At 68.3% G+C, this 18226-nt stretch carries 16 protein-coding genes; 2 read left to right on the top strand and 14 right to left on the bottom strand.

Annotated elements, in window-relative coordinates; all coding sequences use genetic code 11:
* Positions 1-13: 13 nt before the first annotated feature.
* The 9 genes from rfbF to WEE69_13990 all read right to left on the bottom strand — a co-directional run bounded on the left by rfbF (position 14) and on the right by WEE69_13990 (position 10610).
* A complete protein-coding gene (rfbF, locus tag WEE69_14030; GenBank protein MEX1146414.1) occupies positions 14-784 on the bottom strand; it encodes a glucose-1-phosphate cytidylyltransferase in 771 nt (256 codons plus the stop codon).
* 49 nt (positions 785-833) lie between these two features.
* The gene (locus tag WEE69_14025; GenBank protein ID MEX1146413.1) at positions 834-1763 is read right to left on the bottom strand and encodes a putative sugar O-methyltransferase; all 930 of its coding nucleotides are present in this window, start codon (positions 1761-1763) and stop codon (positions 834-836) included.
* An 11-nt stretch (positions 1764-1774) separates the two neighbouring features.
* Positions 1775-2926, bottom strand: a complete 1152-nt coding sequence (locus WEE69_14020) for a TIGR00180 family glycosyltransferase (protein ID MEX1146412.1) — start codon at positions 2924-2926, stop codon at positions 1775-1777.
* Positions 2927-2972: 46 nt separating this feature from the next.
* The gene (locus WEE69_14015) at positions 2973-4736 is read right to left on the bottom strand and encodes an ABC transporter ATP-binding protein (protein ID MEX1146411.1); all 1764 of its coding nucleotides are present in this window, start codon (positions 4734-4736) and stop codon (positions 2973-2975) included.
* Positions 4736-6022, bottom strand: coding sequence for a hypothetical protein (locus WEE69_14010; protein MEX1146410.1), 1287 nt, complete (start codon positions 6020-6022; stop codon positions 4736-4738). The genes WEE69_14015 and WEE69_14010 overlap by 1 nt, the downstream gene beginning before the upstream one ends.
* On the bottom strand, positions 6019-6816 hold the full coding sequence (locus tag WEE69_14005) for a methyltransferase domain-containing protein (GenBank protein MEX1146409.1): 798 nt from the start codon (positions 6814-6816) through the stop codon (positions 6019-6021). Before WEE69_14005 ends, WEE69_14010 begins: the two co-directional genes overlap by 4 nt.
* Positions 6817-6892: 76 nt before the next feature.
* Positions 6893-8029 (bottom strand): DegT/DnrJ/EryC1/StrS family aminotransferase, encoded by a 1137-nt coding sequence (locus tag WEE69_14000; protein MEX1146408.1) that lies wholly within the window; start codon positions 8027-8029, stop codon positions 6893-6895.
* On the bottom strand, positions 8029-9612 hold the full coding sequence (locus WEE69_13995) for a Gfo/Idh/MocA family oxidoreductase (protein ID MEX1146407.1): 1584 nt from the start codon (positions 9610-9612) through the stop codon (positions 8029-8031). The genes WEE69_14000 and WEE69_13995 overlap by 1 nt, the downstream gene beginning before the upstream one ends.
* A 35-nt stretch (positions 9613-9647) precedes the next feature.
* Positions 9648-10610, bottom strand: a complete 963-nt coding sequence (locus WEE69_13990; GenBank protein MEX1146406.1) for an NAD-dependent epimerase/dehydratase family protein — start codon at positions 10608-10610, stop codon at positions 9648-9650.
* A 78-nt stretch (positions 10611-10688) separates the two neighbouring features.
* Here WEE69_13990 and WEE69_13985 point away from each other — a divergent pair, with 78 nt between their 5' ends.
* On the top strand, positions 10689-11828 hold the full coding sequence (locus WEE69_13985; GenBank protein MEX1146405.1) for a glycosyltransferase family 4 protein: 1140 nt from the start codon (positions 10689-10691) through the stop codon (positions 11826-11828).
* Between the two features lie 52 nt (positions 11829-11880).
* Here the strand turns inward: WEE69_13985 and WEE69_13980 are convergent, their stop codons facing one another.
* The 5 genes from WEE69_13980 to WEE69_13960 are packed head-to-tail and all read right to left on the bottom strand — an operon-like array spanning position 11881 to position 17702.
* Complete coding sequence (locus tag WEE69_13980; protein ID MEX1146404.1) at positions 11881-13341, bottom strand: hypothetical protein; 1461 nt, start codon at positions 13339-13341, stop codon at positions 11881-11883.
* Positions 13342-13383: 42 nt separating this feature from the next.
* Positions 13384-14172: a hypothetical protein gene (locus WEE69_13975; protein ID MEX1146403.1), complete on the bottom strand. Its 789-nt coding sequence runs from the start codon at positions 14170-14172 to the stop codon at positions 13384-13386.
* Between the two features lie 20 nt (positions 14173-14192).
* Complete coding sequence (locus tag WEE69_13970) at positions 14193-15290, bottom strand: Xaa-Pro peptidase family protein (protein ID MEX1146402.1); 1098 nt, start codon at positions 15288-15290, stop codon at positions 14193-14195.
* A gap of 3 nt (positions 15291-15293) precedes the next feature.
* Entirely contained in the window at positions 15294-16946 is a 1653-nt protein-coding gene (lipA, locus tag WEE69_13965; GenBank protein ID MEX1146401.1) for a lipoyl synthase, read from the bottom strand.
* Between the two features lie 24 nt (positions 16947-16970).
* On the bottom strand, positions 16971-17702 hold the full coding sequence (locus WEE69_13960) for a 2-oxo acid dehydrogenase subunit E2 (GenBank protein ID MEX1146400.1): 732 nt from the start codon (positions 17700-17702) through the stop codon (positions 16971-16973).
* A gap of 1 nt (position 17703) precedes the next feature.
* Here WEE69_13960 and WEE69_13955 point away from each other — a divergent pair.
* The coding region (locus WEE69_13955; protein MEX1146399.1) for a hypothetical protein at positions 17704-18226 on the top strand (523 nt) is incomplete at its 3' end.

The raw sequence follows: 18226 nt of genomic DNA, 5'->3' as shown, positions 1-18226 counted from the left end.
GCGGGCGCTCGCCTCACCACACCTTCCACGGCGCATCGCCAGCGCGCCATTGCTCCTCGAGCTGCTCCCGCTCCCACATGGTGTCCATCGGTTGCCAGTAACCGTCGTGCTGGAACGCGGACAGTTGGCCATCGGCCGCCAGCTTCCCGAGCACGTCGGTCTCCCACACCGAGTCGTCACCGTCGATGTGGTCGAGGACCGCGGGCTCCACCACGAAGAAACCCCCGTTCACCGGGTGCGCGCCGACCGGGTGCTTCTCGAGCATCTCGGTGACCTGCCCACCGTCGATGGCCACCGTGCCGAACCGCGCCGACGGACGCACCGCCGTCATCGTCACGAGTCGTCGCTCGCTCCGATGGAACTCGATGCTCGCGGTCACGTCGACGTCGGCCACGCCGTCGCCATACGTGAGGCAGAACGGTTCGTCGGTTCGAAGGTACTCACGCACGCGCCGGACGCGGCCGCCCGTCATCGTGTCGGGACCGGTGTCGGCCACCGTCACGCGCCACGGCGCACTCGGCGGCTGGTGGTACTCCACGCCGCCGGTGCCCAGATCGAACGTCACGTCGGAGTCGTGCAGCGCGAGGTTCGCGAAGTACTCCTTGAGCTGGTAGCCCTTGTAGCCCGCGCACACCACGAAGTCGACGATCCCGTGGTGGGCATAGATGTGCATGATGTGCCAGATGATCGGCCGGCCGCCGATCTCGACCAGGGGCTTCGGGCGCACCACGGTCTCCTCGAGGAGCCGGGACCCGCGGCCACCCGCGAGGATCACCGCCTGCATCGAGCCAGTGTACGACGGGTCCCCGCGCCGACCCCTCAATCGATGCCGCTCACGCCGGGTCGGGAGGAACCTCCCATGCGGCCTGGGTGAAGTGCGTCTGCACCGGGCACCGCTCGTACAGCAAGCGGCGCCATCGAGATGGGATTGGGTAGTCCGCGAACTCGGCTCGTACGCCGTCGACCGGGTTGTCCCAGCGCGTCCACTGCTTCAGGTACACCACTCCGCCCGCACCGACTCGATCGAAGAGCGACAGGTAGCCGTCGATCTGATCGAGGCGCATCTCGTGCAGGCTCGAGATCGAGACCGCGAGGTCGAACGCGCCGTCGTCGAGCTCGAGTGCCTGCTCGGGCGAGATCACGACCACACGCCCTGGGGCAAGCTCGTTCATATACCAACGCGAGATGGACGCGGCCGGCTCGATGTCGACGATCGTGTAGCGAGCATCGGGGAACGCGTGGAGCAGCCCGTACGCGCTGCGTCCGTAGCCACCCCCAACCTCGACAATGTGTCCCGGTTGACGATCGCCGAGCGCGCGTTTCATCGCCGCCACCTCGAGCGCGGCGTTCGCAAGATCTTGGGAGATCAACCGACCATCGAGATGTACGGGCAGGGGTGCACCGAGCTCGGGTTCGGCGAGCGATATCACCGCGGGATCACCGTGGCGCGTCGCGTAGCGCCACAGCAGACGAACCGCCACGATGTATGCGCGGCGCTCGCCCATCGACCACTCCACGCCATCCCACGCAGAGTCAGAAGCACCGAGGGGACGACGGAGAACCGCGCGAAGGTCCCTGGGTCGCGCGTGGCGGAGCAGGAAGCTGAATTGCTCGCTCCCCGCGAGGCGCCCGGGGCGCCAGCGCCAGTTGAAGTAGCGCAAGCCCTGCACGCGCTTGACGTTCGCGAAGCCATGACGATCGAGCTCGGCCGCGTGTTCGGAGCCGAGGCGTTCCCAGAACTGGGACGGCTTCGAGAGATCCACGATGCTGGATCCTAGGGTTCGACTTCTGATCCCGAGGGTCCTGGTTGATCCGACGCGCTCACGAAGTTCGCGGGAATGCCCTTCGGCCAGCGGACGAAGGATTCATAGATCGTGTCGAATGCATCGAAGTGCGGTGACGTTGGGTCACGAAGGCTCGAGAGCGACCACTCGCCCTGTTGCGTTTCCTGGCGCTCGACCCAGCATGTCTCGAGAAAGCGACGCGGCGACGTCAGCGCCTCGCGGAGTCCCCCACCGAACAGCACCTTTCGGAGTGCACGCGGGATCACCGCGATCGCGGGTACGAGACGGCTAGCGGAATCGGATCGCCGACGCTGCAACGGCTTCACGAAGCGTCGAAACGCGGCGCGAACGATCTGCTCGCGCTCGTCGAGTGATCCCGTTTCCGGACCAAGCTCTTCGGCGAGGCGTCGGCAGACATCCGTGGTCTGGGTCTGGAAGGTCGGCGAACGAACCATCTCGTGCCACAGCGGCATGTGCAGCTCGTCATGCCGCACGTGCCGAATGAGATAGAGCGTGTCGAGATTGTGGTACTTGCCCCCGATGATCGTGAGTCCGCTCTGCGTGAGCTCGCCGAACAGCGAGTTCGCACCGTGCTCACCCGCGAGGCTCAAGGTGCGAGCCATCCCCTCGCGTCGCTGGACGCAGTAGAAGGTCGGCCAGTAGTGGGACCAGTGCCACTGGAGTCGAACCGCTGGGCTGTCCGAGTCGATCGACACTTGCCGATGGATCACGGCCCGGGGTTGCTGATCCCGTTTCGCATCGGCGGCGGTCCTGAGCTTGATCTCGCGGCCGTCGACCGCGGCGACGTCCGGGTGGTCTTCGAGGTACGCCACGCAGTGCGCGACCCCGTTCGTGACCAGGAAGTCGTCGTCACCGCACACGACCGCACAGGGGGTGTCGATCGCTTCGAGCGCGTCGGCGAGCTTCCCGAAAATGTCCTGCTCTTGGGGGTACCGACGGTGGTCAAGGGCGAGCGATTGCCGGAGCCCGGCGACGAGGCGCTCATTCGCGGCTTGGGCGTCCGGTTCGCCCGAGTCGGCGATCAGGATCGGGAACGGAAACCCGATCGTCGAGTAGTACGTCAACGTTCGAGCGAGCCACGAAGTGCGTTGTCGGAAGGTCGGGATCACGACCGTGACCATCGACGCGTCCCACCCTCGTGTCACGCTCGTTCCCGGCACAGCGCCGTCATGTCCCTCTGTCCCCACTCGAGTGCTGCGACGTGCCCTGCATCGCGAGCATGCGCTTGAAAGCACCACCGTCCCGGGCGGCGAGCTCGGACCAAGTGCCCGATTCGGCAACTCGGCCGTCCGCGAGCACGACGATGCGGTCGGCCATCTCAACCGTCTTCAAGCGGTGCGCCACCAAGAGGATCGAGCACGAACCTTTCAGCGCTCGTAGCGCGCGTTGGATTGCCTGCTCGGATTCACTGTCGAGCGCGCTCGTCGCCTCGTCCAGCACGAGCAGCCACGGATCCCGGTACAGCGCCCGGGCGAGCGCAAGCCGTTGACGCTGCCCGCCGGAGAGGAGGCTCCCCTTGTGGCCAACGGCAGTGTCGAGCCCTTCGGGTAGCTCGGCCAGGATGTCCGAGAAGTTGGCTTGCTCCACGCACTGTGCCGCGCGCTCGGCATCGGGTTCATCGAAGCCCCACGCGATGTTGTCGAGCACCGTTCCGAAGAACACCGGCGCGTCCTGCATGACCACGCCGACGCGGTGCTGCCAGGCGTCGACGTTGACCTCGCGCAGGTCGACATCGTCGAGCCGGACGGTCCCGGTGTCGGGTGTCAACAACCCGGAGACGAGATCGAGCATCGTGGTCTTGCCACTCCCGGAATCGCCGACGATGGCGAGGCACTCCCCCTGTGGCAGGGTCCACGACACGTCGGACACCGCCGGCGTGTCGCGCCCCGGGTACGAGTACGACACTCCATGCGATTCGACGGTCGGACTCCCCGACAGCGTGACCGATCCGAGCGGTGCTTCCGCTGCGGCGATCGCCGCGTCGTAGCGCTCCTTCCACATCGTCCACCACACCGACTGGGCCCGGGCGATCAACAGTCCTTGCTGCGCGAGCTGGAGCCGCGGCGCAAGCCGGTAGAAGAGCGCAAGGAAGACGAAGGCCTCTGCCGCGGAGTTGCCCACCACGAGCACCGCGATGGCGAGCACCGCGGTGATGAACGCGAGCCCGGCAACGTCGAAGCCCAGGCGGGTCGCGGGTTGGTAGCCCCAAACTTTCACGAAGTCGTGGCCCCACTCCCGGTAGACCTTGTCGGCCCGATCGAGTGCGCGGCGGCGCAGCCCTGACGAGCGGTAGAACTTGAAGTTGTTGAAGAGCTCTTCGATCAGGTCGGTGACGACGGTCGCCTGCTGCGAGAGCTTGCTGCTGCGATCTTGCGCCCGGCGTCCGGCCACCCGGTAACCCAGCACGACGAGCACACCGAAGACGAGCGTGGCCGCAGTCATCTCGATGGAGATCGCGGCCGCGATCACCACGAACACTGCCGCAATCGTCACGTACCCGAGCCCGCTCACGAGGCCACTCACGCCGGTACCGATCGCCTGACCGTCCGTCATCAGCGACTTCACGGTGTCACCGAACGACCGCGTCGCGAATGCGCTCCAGCGCATGTCGAACAGCGCCCTGCTCATCCGTGAGCGCAAGGAAGCCTCGAGGCCGGCCTGGATCCGGTACACGAGGATGTCTGCGGTGTACTTGAGCGACGCGCCCACTACCCCGAGCACGATCAGCGCGCCGAGCGCCACGGCGGCGAGGTCGTCGCCGCGGAGCCCGAAGTACTCGTGCCGCTCACCGGTCGCGAGGCTTCCTTGGAGGAACGGGAGCAACGACGCGATCCCCAGGCTCTCGGCGAAGCCGGAGAGGGCGAAGAGCAGCACCGCGACCGCGCTCTTGCGCCGGAAGCCGCGCAACGCTTGTTGATAGAGGCGCAACATCAGCGAACCCTCGCCACGGCCTGTCGCGCGCGCCGGTATGCGGCCGCGATGAAGCGCCGGCCTGGGAATGGTCTCGTGCGGAGGTATCGGCGTCGGGCGACGAGGCGACTCAATGCATGACGCCGTCGCAACCGAACAGCGATCTCGTCGCGTGCCGCGTCATCGATCTGACCGGGCTGGAGCCCGTGCGCGGCCAAGTGTTCGTCGATGCCATCCACGAACGACGCATACGAGTAGCGCCCCGATGCGATGAGGTCGTCGTACGCGCGATCGGTGATCTCGCGCCGCACGTCAGGATCCTGGAACCGGGCCATGACGTCGTCGAAGTTCGAAGAGTCCTTGGCGAGCGCGAGGTAGTGCACGTCGGGCTCCAGCACGCCCGAATAGTGCCCCTCGTACAGGATCTGCACCACGCGGAACGCCGCCGCCTCGAAATGTCGGGGGCTCACGACGCGGTACGGAATATTGCCTTCGTACTCACCCAGCACCCGTTCCTCGACTTCTGCATATGAAAGGCGCGGCTCTCGGGCGAGGAGCTCGTCGGTCCGACGCCGCGCGCTGTCGTCGAAGTCGAAGATCGACACACCGGCCTCCACCCCCAGCATGCCGCGGCAGCTCGCGACGAACTCGTACCAGGACCGGCCGTAGATGCGGCTGTGCTCGCCGGTCGCGATGTCGAGGCGCAAGCCACGCCCGTGCGAATGCTCGAGGAATCGTTCGGCGATCTCCGACTTCTCCTGGCCGGCACGGCCGAGGGAGTAGTGCAGGCGGCGAGCCCGATAGCCAACGTCGATCGTGCGTTGATCGTCGGGCAGGGTCAGGCGCTCCGACGCTTCGATCAGATCGTCGCTGACGTATCCGGTCAAGGTGGTCTGCACGTCCTGAGCGTTCGTGCGGCGCCCGTAGACCTCCTTGGTGTACGGGTCGGGCAGCGGGGTGCACACGGTGTCGATCTCGTACTCGTCGATGAACGCAAACCGCTGGGCGCAGTGGCGGTAGTCGTCTTGGAAGAACGCCACCTTGTGCGAGTCGGTCGATCGTCGGAGGAAGCCGAGGAACCGAGGGTCGAGGAAGTACCGCGGCCCGGGGAACAACGAGTAGTGGAGCACGATCGCCTTGAACGACAGGTCGTCGAGCGCGACCGGGTATCCGTCGTTGGTGTTCACCGACACGACCGGGAAGCGAGAATGGCGCTCGAACGACCCCGCGTGGTCGAGGATCGTCGGGGCATTGGGCGCCCGATAGTGGTGGTACAGCACCAAGACGGCGTCGAGCGCGTTGCTCACGCCACCGCCCGGATGTAGAGGTCGAGACCGAGCAGCCAGTCCAGCCGGAGCCGCAGCGCGGTCAGCCGCAAGGCTGGGAAGTGCGGCACCTGGAGGTTGCGCCGATCCACGCACACATCGCGGAACCCGGCGGCGGCAAAGATCCGGTTGGCCTGGCGGGTCGACACGAAGTCGGTGTGGGGAGCGACACGCCCCCGACTGTCGGTGTCGTAGCGTGCTCGCAGACGCTCGTTGTCGCGACTCCGCAGCCGGACCAACGCGTCGTACGGCGCCCGCAGGAGTCGGCGGACCGACCAACGGTTGTACAGCATCACGACTGCCTCACCGCCGGGCCGGAGCACGCGCCGCAACTGGCCGACTGCCCGCGGGATGTCGCCGGTGTGGTGCAGACATCCAATGCTGTACACGCGGTCGAACGAGGCATCCTCGAACGGGAGATCGAGCACCGACGCCTGTCGCGCGCCGCACGAATCACCGCGCTTCGTCTGACCGATGCGGTATTGCATCATCTCGACCGGGCCGATTGCGAGATCGACACCGGTGTAGGCAGCACCGCGCCCGATGAGCAGCCCACCCAGCGTTCCGTAGCCGAGGCCGACCTCGAGCACGCGCACTCCGTCGAGCGGCGTGCGCGGGAGATAGCGGTCGAGGTACGGGTACATCCTGAGAAACGCTGCGTCGAACTTGGCAACCTGCTGCGGCGTGCGTGCTGAGACTCCGATCGATCGTGCGAGCGTGGTTCCGCACAGCTCGTTCCAGAAGTCGGCGTTGCGTTCGTCGAGGGTCTCCGGCATCCGCGTTCCCGTCAGTCGTTCACGTTCGGGGCGTGGTGGTAGATCAAGAGCGCGCCGTCGATGGTCTCGGGCGTCGTCACCGTTGAGCGGCCTGCAGGGCATTGATCACGCGGTCTTGCACGGACTCCGACAGATACGGGTGCATCGGGAGGCTGAGCACGCGGCTCGCGAGCCGCTCGCTGATCGGCAGCCCGTCGGATGCGATGGGAAACGCGTCGTACGCAGGCTGCCGGTGCAGCGGGACCGGGTAGTAGACGGCGGTCGGCACGCCGGCGTCGGCAAGCGCGCGGGCGATGCCGTCACGCGCGTCTACGCCGACGGTGAACTGCGCCCAGGCACTCGTGGCCTCGGAACGGAGCTCGAGCACATCCACGACCTCAGCCAGCGCATCGGTGTAACGGCGAGCGATCCGGTCGCGGGCCGCGAGCTCGTCGTCGAAGATCTCCAGCTTCTCGAGCAGCACCGCGGCTTGGATCGTGTCGAGACGTCCGTTCAACCCGATGCGAACGTTGTCGTACTTGTTGGCACCCTGGCCGTGGACCCGCAGTGACCGCAGGATCGACGCCAGGTCGGGGTCGTCGGTGAACACCGCGCCCCCATCGCCGTAGCAACCGAGTGGCTTCGCCGGGAAGAAGCTGGTGCACGCGACATCGCCGATCGCACCGGCGCGCTTGCCTCGCCACGTCCCCCCGAAGCTCTGCGCTGCGTCGGCGACCAGAAAGAGGTCGTGCTCGGCGCAGAACGCCTCGATCTCGTCGTAGTCGGCGGGTTGACCGAACAGGTCGACCGCGATGACCGCACGCGGCGACGCGCCCGTGCCACGAGCCGCATGAAAGGCGGCTTCGAGCCCTGCTGGGTCGAGGTTCCCCGTCTCTGGCAGCGAGTCGACAAACACCGGCGTCGCACCCACCAACGCGACGACCTCGGCCGTCGCCGCGAACGTGAAGGTGGGCACGATGACCGCGTCGCCAGGCCCGATCCCTCTCGCGAGAAGCACCATGAGCAGCGCGTCGGTACCGCTAGCGCACGTGACCGCGTGCGCGACGCCGCAGTAGTCAGCGAGACGGGTCTCGAGCTCCGCGACCTCGGGCCCCATGATGAATTGTCCGTGGTCGAGCACGCGCGCGATGGCTGCGTCGATCTGGTTGCCGATCCTGGCCCGTTGCGCCGCGAGATCGATGAAGGCGATCGGAGCCGTTGCGGTGGTCGCCATCAGGCGAGCTCTTCGAGGCGGTCGGGACCGACCTCGCGGTAGCGCCGACCCGAGCGCGGGCACACCAGGTCATCGCCGAGTCGCTCGCCCTCGTGGCTCATCCATCCGATGCGGCGGGCCGGCACACCCGCCACGAGGGCGAACGCGGACACGTCGTCCGTGACGACGGCACCGGCCGCGATGAAGGCGTACTCACCGATGTCGTGCCCGCACACGATTGTGGCATTGGCCCCGATCGTTGCGCCGCGAGCGACCCGCGTGGCCCGGAATTCCTCCTTGCGCGAGACCTCGGCTCGAGGGTTCACAACGTTCGTGAACACGCACGAAGGCCCACAGAACACGTCGGCTTCGAGCGTGACGCCCTCGTACACGCTCACGTTGTTCTGGATGCGACACCGATCGCCGATGTCGACGTTGGGTCCGATCACCACGTTCTGACCGATCGTGCAGTCGCGCCCGATCCGACTGTCCGCGAGCACATGGCTGAAGTGCCAGATACGGGTGCCGGCGCCGATCTCGCTCGGCTCGTCCACGTAGGCGCTCTCGTGCACGGAAACCCCCTCGACGGCTGCGTGCGAGCGGCTCGCGGCCGCGGCGCCGCGCTGCGCGTCAAGCGACGCTTCAGCGGCGGCGAGCACACGCAGGACCCGAAGCCCTTCTCGGCCGTCGGTGCGCGGCATCGTGCCGTCGGCGATGGACTCGATGAAGTGACGGCACTCGTTTTCGAGCGGCTCGGCTGCCTTCACCGGCACCGCTTGCGCATCACCTTGCACCGGTTCGGGGAGCCCTTCACGCCAGTCGACACGGTGCGGGTAGACGAGGAGCTTGGACTCCCACGGCTCGCGGTCGTCGAAGACCGCCATGCCGCCCTCGCCCACCGCGACGAGCTTCTGCTCCTTGAACGGGTGCAGCCACGACACGAACACGTGTGCACGCTCGCCGCCGGGGAACCCCAGGTGCGTGGTGGTCACGTCGGCGATGCTGCGGTGCAACGGCCAGCCCCCGACCGCGTGCACGTGATCGGGCTCGGCACCGATGAGCGACAAGATCATGGACAGATCGTGGGGCGCGAAGCTCCAGAGGATGTTCTCCTCGCGGCGGAACCGCCCGAGGTTGAGTCGGTTCGAGTACACGTACTCCAAATGGCCGAGGGTTCCCTCGCGCACCAGCTCCGCAAGGCGGAGGTAGGCTGGGTGGTACTGGAGCAAGTGACCAACCATGAGCACGCGTCCCGCGGACTCGCTCGCCGTGCACACCCGTTCGGCGTCGGCGACGTCGAGCGCGAGGGGCTTCTCTACGAAGACGTGCTTCCCTGCATCGATGGCCGCGAGCGCGAGCTCCGCGTGGCGCGCTGCAGGCGCGGCGATCGCGACCGCATCGACCGATTCGTCAGCGAAGAGCTCATCGCGCGCGCGCGCCGCGACACCATGACGCTCTGACATGGCGTTCGCCGCGGTCGGGTCGGGATCGTGCACTGCCATAAGCGCACCGAGCTGATCGAACACTCGAACGAGGTTGCGTCCCCAGTAGCCGCATCCGAGGACGGCGACCCGGGGGGCGCCAGACGATTCAGAGGCGCTCACGGTGCTGGCCTCCTCCACCACCCGCGTTCACCGCGTCAGACATGCGTCTTCTCCCACCATTCGATCGTGCGCGCGAGACCCTCTTCGAGCTCGACGCGGGGCTCCCAGTCGAGCAGCTCGCGTGCGCGGGAGATGTCGGGAACGCGGCGCCGCGTGTCCTCGAACCCGGGGCCGTAGTACGTCTCGTACGCGGTGGGACTGATGGTCGAGCTCGACCCGACCGCCGCCTTGATCATCTCGGCGAGCTCGACAATCGTCGTCTCGCGGGTGGCCCCGAGGTTCAAGATCTGGCCTTCGGCCTCCGGCGTGAACCCGGCGAGGATCGTCCCCCGCACCGTGTCGTCGATGTACGTGAAGCACCTGCTCTGTTGGCCGTCGCCGTGCACGGTGATCGGCTGATCCGCGAGCGCCTGGCGCAGAAAGTTAGCGACCACGGAGCCGTAACCCCGCTCGTCGAGGCGCGGGCCAAATGAATTGAAGTAGCGAACGATCACCACCGGCAGCCGATTTGCTGCGTACGCAAACGCGAGGTGCTCGTCGATGGCCTTGGCAGTGGAGTACGACCAGCGGTGCACGGTGGTGGGCCCGAGCACGCGGTCGTCGTCCTCCTGCATGGGCACCTTCGAGGTCTTGCCGTAGACCTCAGACGTTGAGGCAACCACGACCTTGCGCCGATAGCGGAAGCAGGCGGTGAGCACGTTCTCGGTACCGCTCGTGTTGGTGAGGAGCGACGCGAGGGGGTCATCCACGATGTGACGCACGCCCACCGCGGCGGCAAGGTGGAACACGAGCTGGGCCCATTCCACCTCGCGATCGACCAGCTCGGCATCGAGGATCGAGCCGTTCACGAGGTGCACCTCGTCGAGACGATGCGCCAGGTTTTCAGCCTTGCCGGTCGAGAGGTTGTCGAGAACGTGGACCTCATGCCCGGTGTCGCAGAGAGCGTCGACGAGGTGCGATCCGATGTAGCCGGCTCCGCCGGTCACCAGCACGCGCACCGATGCAATGGTAGCGGACGCCGCCTTTGACGCTCGGAGCGGCGAAGCGTGCGACGCTTAGCATCGCCGGCTGTGGGCATGATCCGAGTGCTGCGTGTGATCGCGCGGATGAACGTGGGCGGGCCCGCACTCCAGGTGACTGCGCTCGCCGATGGGTTGGACCCCCAGCGGTTCGAGCAGCGCCTACTGGTCGGCGAGGTGGACCGGGGAGAGGCCGACTACCTGGCTCTGCGCGCGCCGCACGTCGCGACCGAGCGCGTGCACGGCCTGGGCCGCACACCCAGCCCGGTCGGGGATCTGCGCGCGCTGGTGTCGATCCGGCGGGTGATTCGCGAGTTCCGGCCGCACATCGTCCACACGCACACGGCCAAGGCCGGCGTGCTCGGGCGCAGCGCGGCGATGCTCGCCCGTGCACCGGTCCGCGTGCACACTTTCCATGGTCACCTGCTGCACGGATACTTCTCACCACTCGTCACGCGCGGCGTGATCACGGTGGAACGCTCGTTCGCCCGGCGCACGACCCGCCTTGTTGCCGTTGGAAAAAGGGTGCGTGACGAGCTCCTCGCGGCCGGGATCGGCCGGCCCGACCAGTACACGGTGGTGCCACCGGGGATCCAGCTGCCGTCCCCGCCGACACGTGATGCCGCCCGCGCTGAGCTCACGGTTCCCGCTGACGTACCGGTCGTCGCGTTCGTCGCGCGCCTGACCCACGTCAAGCGCCCCGACCGCTTCGCCGACGTGGCGCTGCGCATCGCGGCGGACCGGCCGGACACGGTCTTCCTCATCGCGGGCGAGGGTGACCTGCTCGCCGATCTGCAAGACCGCCTCGCCGGCCTCGGCGCGAACGCACACTTCCTCGGGTGGCGCAGCGACGTGGAGACGATCTACGCCGCATCCGACGTGGTCGTGCTCACCTCGGACAACGAGGGGATGCCGGTCTCGCTCATCGAGGCGGCGGCGATCGGCTGTCCTGCGGTGACGACCCGAGTCGGATCGGCACCCGAGGTGGTCCTCGACGGTCAGACTGGTCTCGTGGTCGACGTGGATGTCGAGGCGATATCGCGCGCAACGCTGCGTGTTCTCGAGGATCGCGCCTTGCGAGACCGCTTTGGTGGCGCAGCGCTCACGCACGCCCGCAACCACTTCTCGAGCGCGCGGCTGGTCACCGACACCGCGGAGATCTACGAAGAGCTTGCCAGCGCTGGGAGTGCACCGTGAAGACAGCCGACACGGGCGGTGCCGGTTTCATCGGCGGCGTGTGCGAGGCCGCTCAGGCGGGCAGTGGGGAGTGGAACACCACGTAGATCGCCGACACGTAGAGCAACGCGACGAGAACGGTCATGCCGCGCACCGCGAAGCGGCTGCGGGGCGCGCACGCAAGGACAATGGCCAACGCAGGCAACGCCGAGAGGCCGAAGCGCCAGACCGGTTGGTCGTACGTGCCGCCCTCGAGCTGGTTGCGGATCACCGTGAGCGTGGGGCTCGCGAGCAGCGTCCCCAGGGTTGCGAACCCGAGCACCGACAGCTTCGTCGAGAGCTTGTCGCGCAGCGCGACGGCGAACATCGCGCCGATCGCCACGAACTCTGCCGTCTTGGCGAGCACGAGATAGAGCGGATGGGTGCGCTCGATCGGGGGGGCCACGTCTTGGAACGGCGGGAACATCATGAACACCGTCGTCGGTCCGAACAGGTGCCACAACCCGATGTCCCTGTTGCCATAGGAGGCCGCGATCGGGTTGCCCGAGATGTCGGCCAACGGCGGCGGCGTGAACAAGCCGTCACCGATGAACGCGTACAGGTGGTCCCAACCCTTGTTGGCCAGGAACAACGCCACCACGAGCACTCCGGCGGTCTTGACATAGTCCTGCCACGGCCGAGGGTCGTCGTCGTCATCGGCGATCCCGAGATGGCCAGCGAGGGCGCGCAGGGCGAAGTAGCCCAGGACGAGGAGCACTCCGATCCCGTTCTTCTCGTTGAACGCAGACACCACGAGCGTGACCAGCGCGAGCATCCAGAGCGGAGTTCCCCGGCGTTCCCATGACAACGCTGCGAGCAGCAGCGCACCACCGGCAACGAGCGCAGTCGCGTCGGGCGTGACGATCGTGTTGGCGTGCAGGAGCGCGGGCGTCGCCACGATGAAGACGGACGCGAGCACGAGCATCCGACGGCGAACGCGGAGGATCTCGCCGGCACGGATCAGGCAGTAGATGCCGGCCAGGGCCCATGCCGAGCCCAGCAAGCGAGCCCACGTGACCAGGCTGTCGTTGGGTGGCAGGTCGAGAGGCGTCGCACGCAAGGCGCGCGCGATCGGCCCCGTCGTGAAGAAGTAGAAGGGCTCGGCGCCGGTGATGTTCACGCCATGCCAATAGCCGTAGAGCGCCGGCTTCAGGTGCCCGGGTTTGCACGGCCGCAGGAACTCCTCCTCCTTCCCGCGTTCGCACTTCTCGCGCACCGTCTCCTGGAGGATCGGTACGCCACCGCGATCGATCGAGAAGTCGGCACCGTGGAGGAGGTGATCGATCCAGTACTGCTCGTCGATACGCGAGACCTTGTCGACGCGCAACACGGTGGTCACATTGAGCACCAGCACGAGGCCCGCCAGCAGCAGCATGATCCGGCCGCGCGGGAAGCGGCGATCGAACCCCGCCAGCCGCGCCCGCCAGCCATCGGCGGCAGTCTGCGCCTCGCCGTTTGTGGGCGCGTCAGTGGTCGGCGCCTCGCGGGTCGGCACGGCTGCGAACTGTAGTGGCGACCGGTGCGAACGCAGGGACGACTACGGCGCGAGCACAGCCCGCGCCAGCACGTCCGTGCCGAACGCAGTGAGGATCGCGAGATACAAGAGACCCGTCGTCGCCATGACAGCCGAGTAGTACGGCTCGCGGAGCGCGCGCCGGGCAACGAACGCCAACCCGACCGTCGTGAGCGCGCTGACGACCCAGGTCCATCCGAGGAGCCCGTCGTAGCCGTCGTCGATGCTCCCGCCGATGACGTCGCCCATCCCGGTGGGGATGAGCCACACCGCGACCTCGAACGGCCACACGAGCGTCACCAGCCGCACGAGCTCTTTGATCGGCTCGCGGCTGAGGCCGGGCTGCACAAGGTACCAGTGACCGAGGAGCATCGCGTCCGTCACGAGCCCCAGGAACACGGCGCCGACAACGACGCGCGCGGCCCCGAGTGCGTACGGGCCGCCCGCAGCATCAGCCGCGCCGAGGAGCGCGACGACACCCGCGATCGGTGGGAGCAGGTCGAGCACCGGGGGGAAGCCGAGCGAGCGATCGCCGACCGGGGACCGTCGGCGCACCACCGACACCACGAGCGCGACCGCGACGAGCACCGCCATCGCGAACCCTGCCGCGTCGCGGACCGTTGCCCCCGTTCCTCCGCCATCGTTGGCGAGGCCGGCCGCGACTCCACCGAGTGCAAGCGCCAGGAACGCGCCGCGCACGAGCCATCCGTAGCCGGTCCCGACGACCCGATGGCGCGTGGTGACCCATCCCGCGAGCAACCCTCCGGTCGCCCATTGGAGAAGCACGGTCCCGACGTCGAGCTCGGCCCTCATTCCCGCTCTCGGCGCATGGCTCAGCCGACGACGGCGAGGTCGCGAGGCGCGCGATTCAGTCGCCGAGGACCAGTCTCCGTCGCCACCACGATGTCCTCGAGTCGCAGGCCGAACCGGCCCGCGAAGTACACCCCCGGCTCGACGCTGAACGCGTGCCCGGCAACGAGCTCGGTGGGATTCCCGGCGACGACGTATGGATCCTCGTGCGCTTCCATGCCAATGCCGTGACCGGTGCGGTGCACGAACGCGTCGGCGAACCCAGCGTCGGCAAGGACGCGGCGCGGCGCCGCATCCACGGCTTCGCACGTTGTCCCGACCCGAGCAGCCTGCACGCCGGCTTCTTGCGCCTCGACGAGCGTGGCGTAGGCGTCGCGAACCTCGCTCGCGGGTTCTCCGACGGTGAACATGCGGGTGATGTCTGAGCAGTAGCCGCGCATCGTTCCACCGAAATCGCAGAGCACGACGTCGCCCTCGGCGATGACCCGGTCGCCGGGTTCGTGATGCGGGCTCGCAGCGTTCGGCCCGCTCCCCACGATCGCGAAGTTGGCCCGTTCGTGACCGGCATCGAGCATGCGCTCCACGAGCTCGCGGTGCACATCTCGCTCGGTGCGACCGGCAAACGGGCGCGCCCGCATCGCAACCGCGATCTCGTCGACCGCGCCCGCCGCCGCTTGGAGAGCGTCCACCTCGGCCTCATCCTTGACGGCGCGCATCGGTCCCGTGATCTGGCTCGCAGGAGAGAACTCCACACCAGGCAACGCGCGCTGGAGGGCGAGCACGAAGCGGGCCCATGTGTGGTCCCCGATGGCAACCGACCGCGCCGCCGCAGTGTGATGTGCCACGCGAGCGATCGGGTCGTCGGTCTCGTTCCAGGCATCGATGCGGAAGGCATCCGGCTGATCGTGCACGCGCGGCGCCTCGAGCCGTGGCACGACGAGCACCGCGTCGTCCTCCCGAGCGACCACGAGCATCGTCAGCCGCTCGAGGGGCATCGCCTCGTAGCCGGTGAAGTACGGCAGGTCGGGACCCACCGAGAGGAGCAGCGCGTCCACACCGAGTTCCCCCATCCGGGCGCGTGCCCGGGCGAGCCGGTCGACGTGCTCGCTAGCGCCGGGCACGCGTCAGGCGCTGACGGCCGCGCCGGTGGGCGTCGGTGCCGTGGCGTCGGCCGCGCGCTTCGCGTGGTAGCTGGAGCGCACGAGCGGCCCGGCCTCGACGTGTACGAAGCCGAGCGCAGTGGCGGCGTCGTGCAGGGCCGCGAACTCTTCGGGATGCCACCAACGCACCACGGGGAGATGTTGTGCGGATGGTCGGAGGTACTGACCCATCGTGACGATGTCGACGCCGACCGAGCGCAGGTCGGCAAGTGCGCCGCGCACTTCGTGTTCCTCCTCTCCCATGCCGAGGATGAGTCCGGACTTCGTGACCAGCCCGGCGTCCTTGGCCCGCGCGAGCAGCGCCAACGATCGGGCGTAGCCGGCCGACGGGCGCGCTGCCCGTTGGAGGCGCGCCACGGTCTCGAGGTTGTGGTTCAGCACGTCAGGACGAGCCGCGAAGATCGCGTCGAGGGCGGCGGGATCGCCCTTGCAGTCGGGGACGAGCACCTCGATGGTCGTGTCCGGGGTACGGGCGCGGACCGCGCGGATCGTGGCCGCGAATCCCCCGGCGCCACCGTCGGGCAGGTCGTCGCGGGCAACGCTGGTGACGACCGCGTGGCGGAGGCCCAACGTGGCAACCGCGTCGGCGACCCGTGACGGCTCGGCATCGTCGAACGGCAGCGGCTTGCGCGTGTCGACGAGGCAGAAGCCGCACGCACGCGTGCAGCGCTCGCCGAGGATCATGAACGTCGCAGTCCGCTCAGCCCAGCACTCGTAGATGTTCGGACAGCCCGCCTCCTCGCACACCGTGCGAAGATCGAGCGAGCGCATGATGCGCTTCGTCTGTCGGTATCCCGGCCCGAGGTCCGCCCGCACGCGCATCCACTCCGGTCGCCGAAACGCCGGATCCGGGTCGGGTACCTCCACCCCCGCGTCCGCCAACCGCCCCAACAACCGAATGCCCGGGCTTTTTTTGGCGTCGCTGAGTGTCGCTCTGCGACAGCTATCGACGCCAAAACCATGGGAGACGTCCTGCCGGTCCACCTCGGGGTACCCGAACACCTCGGCGAAGCGCTCGGCGACGACGTCGACGACCGCGGCCATCATCGGCGCGTCGGCGCCGAGCAGGCGACGGAGCGACGTGACGCCCTTGTCGCGGATGCCGCACGGCACGATGTGGTCGAACATCGCGAGGTCGGGATCGACGTTGAGGGCGAACCCGTGGCGCGTGCGCCCGCGCGCGACCTTGACCCCGATGGCGGCGATCTTCTCGTCACCCACCCAGACCCCGGTGAGTCGCTCGCGACGTTCCGCCGCAACGCCGATGTCCGCCAGCGCGGCGATCAACAGGTCCTCCAGGCGCCGTACGTAGGCGACCACGTCTCGCAAGCCGTCGCGCCACTCCGGAAGTGTGACGATCGGATAGCCGACGAGCTGTCCCGGGCCGTGGTACGTGACGTCCCCACCGCGATCAGTGCGCACGAGGTCGGCACCGACGCTCGCCGGCGGTGTGAGCACGTGCTCGACGTGAGATGTGGTGCCCAGCGTGTACACGTGCGGGTGCTCGAGCAACAAGAGGTGATCGTCGTTCCCATGCTCGTGCAGCCCACGCTGGAGCGCGTCGGCGTCGGCGTACGAGACCCGCCCAAGCCACCGCACCCGCAGCGTCGATGTCATCGCGATCTCAGCCTAGTAACACGTTCAATCGAGCTCGGCGTTCCAATCCCGGGTCTCGAGGCGCTCTTTCAGGCTGCGCAGAAATGCGGCGGCGTACGCGCCATCGAAGGCGCGGTGGTCCCAGGCGAGGGAGAGCATCCCGAGATGACGGACCGCGATGACGTCTTCACCGTCGGGGGCGTTGACCACGCCGGCCCGCTTCTCGACCGCGTCGGTGGACAGGATCGCGACCTGCGGCTGGTTGATGATCGGCATGGTGAGGAACGTGCCGAACGGTCCGGGGTTCGTGATCGTGAACGTGCCGCCGATCACCTCGTCGGGGAGGAGCTGCTTGGTCCGGGCGCGCTCGGCGAGGTCGCGGATCTCACGCGCGATGAAGGGCAAGCGCTTCCCGTCGGCGTTGTGGATGACCGGTGCCACGAGGCCTTCGAAGTCGAGGTCCACGGCGATCGCGATGTGCACGTCGCGGTGCACGACGAGCGAGTCGCCCACGACACTCGCGTTCACGTGCGGATACTCGCCGATCGCGTCAGCGACGGCCCGCGAGATGAACGGGAGGAACGTGAGGGAGAAGCCTTCCTTGTGCTTCCATTCCGCCTGACGCGCCTCGCGCACGCGGGAGATCCGCTCGAAGTCCACCTGGATCGAGGTGTAGACGTGCGCGCTCGTGGCTTTCGAGCGGATCACGTGCTCCGCGGTTCGGCGACGGATGTTCGTGAAGCCAACGGTCTCGTCGCCGCGCGAACCGGCCGGCATCGTGCCCCAAGCCGGCGGTGACGGCGGTTGCGGCGGGGGCGGCGGCTCGGGCGTGGCGATCGGTGCCGGCGCGGGTGGAGGCGGCGGCGGCGCCGGGGGCGGGGGCGGCGCAGGAGGTTCAACGGGCGACGGCGTGACGGGCGTCGGCGCGACGGGCACCACCGGGACGATCGGCACGACCGGTGTGACCGGCGCGACGGATGGCGGCTCCGGCGCTTCGGCCGCGACCTCGCTCGGAGGCGCCGGCGCGGGTGCTGGCGGTGGGGACGCAGCCGACGGCGAGCCCGGCGCAGCTGCAGCCGCGACCACGTCGCGGCGGGTGATGCGGCCGCCTTCGCCCGACCCCTGGATCGACGCCGGGTCGAGGCCGTGCTGGGCGATGAGCCTCCGCACCACCGGCGAGGTGAGCGGAGGCCCGCCCGCAACCGGTGCAGTCGCCGGCGGAACCGCGGGTTCCGGCGCGGCCGTGGCCGCGGGGGCCACCGGTTCGGGCGCGATCGGCTCCGGCGCGATCGGCTCCGGCG

The organism is Acidimicrobiia bacterium (genome assembly GCA_040881685.1).
GTDB lineage: Bacteria > Actinomycetota > Acidimicrobiia > IMCC26256 > PALSA-555 > SHVJ01.
This window is presented reverse-complemented; position numbering and strand designations above follow the sequence as displayed.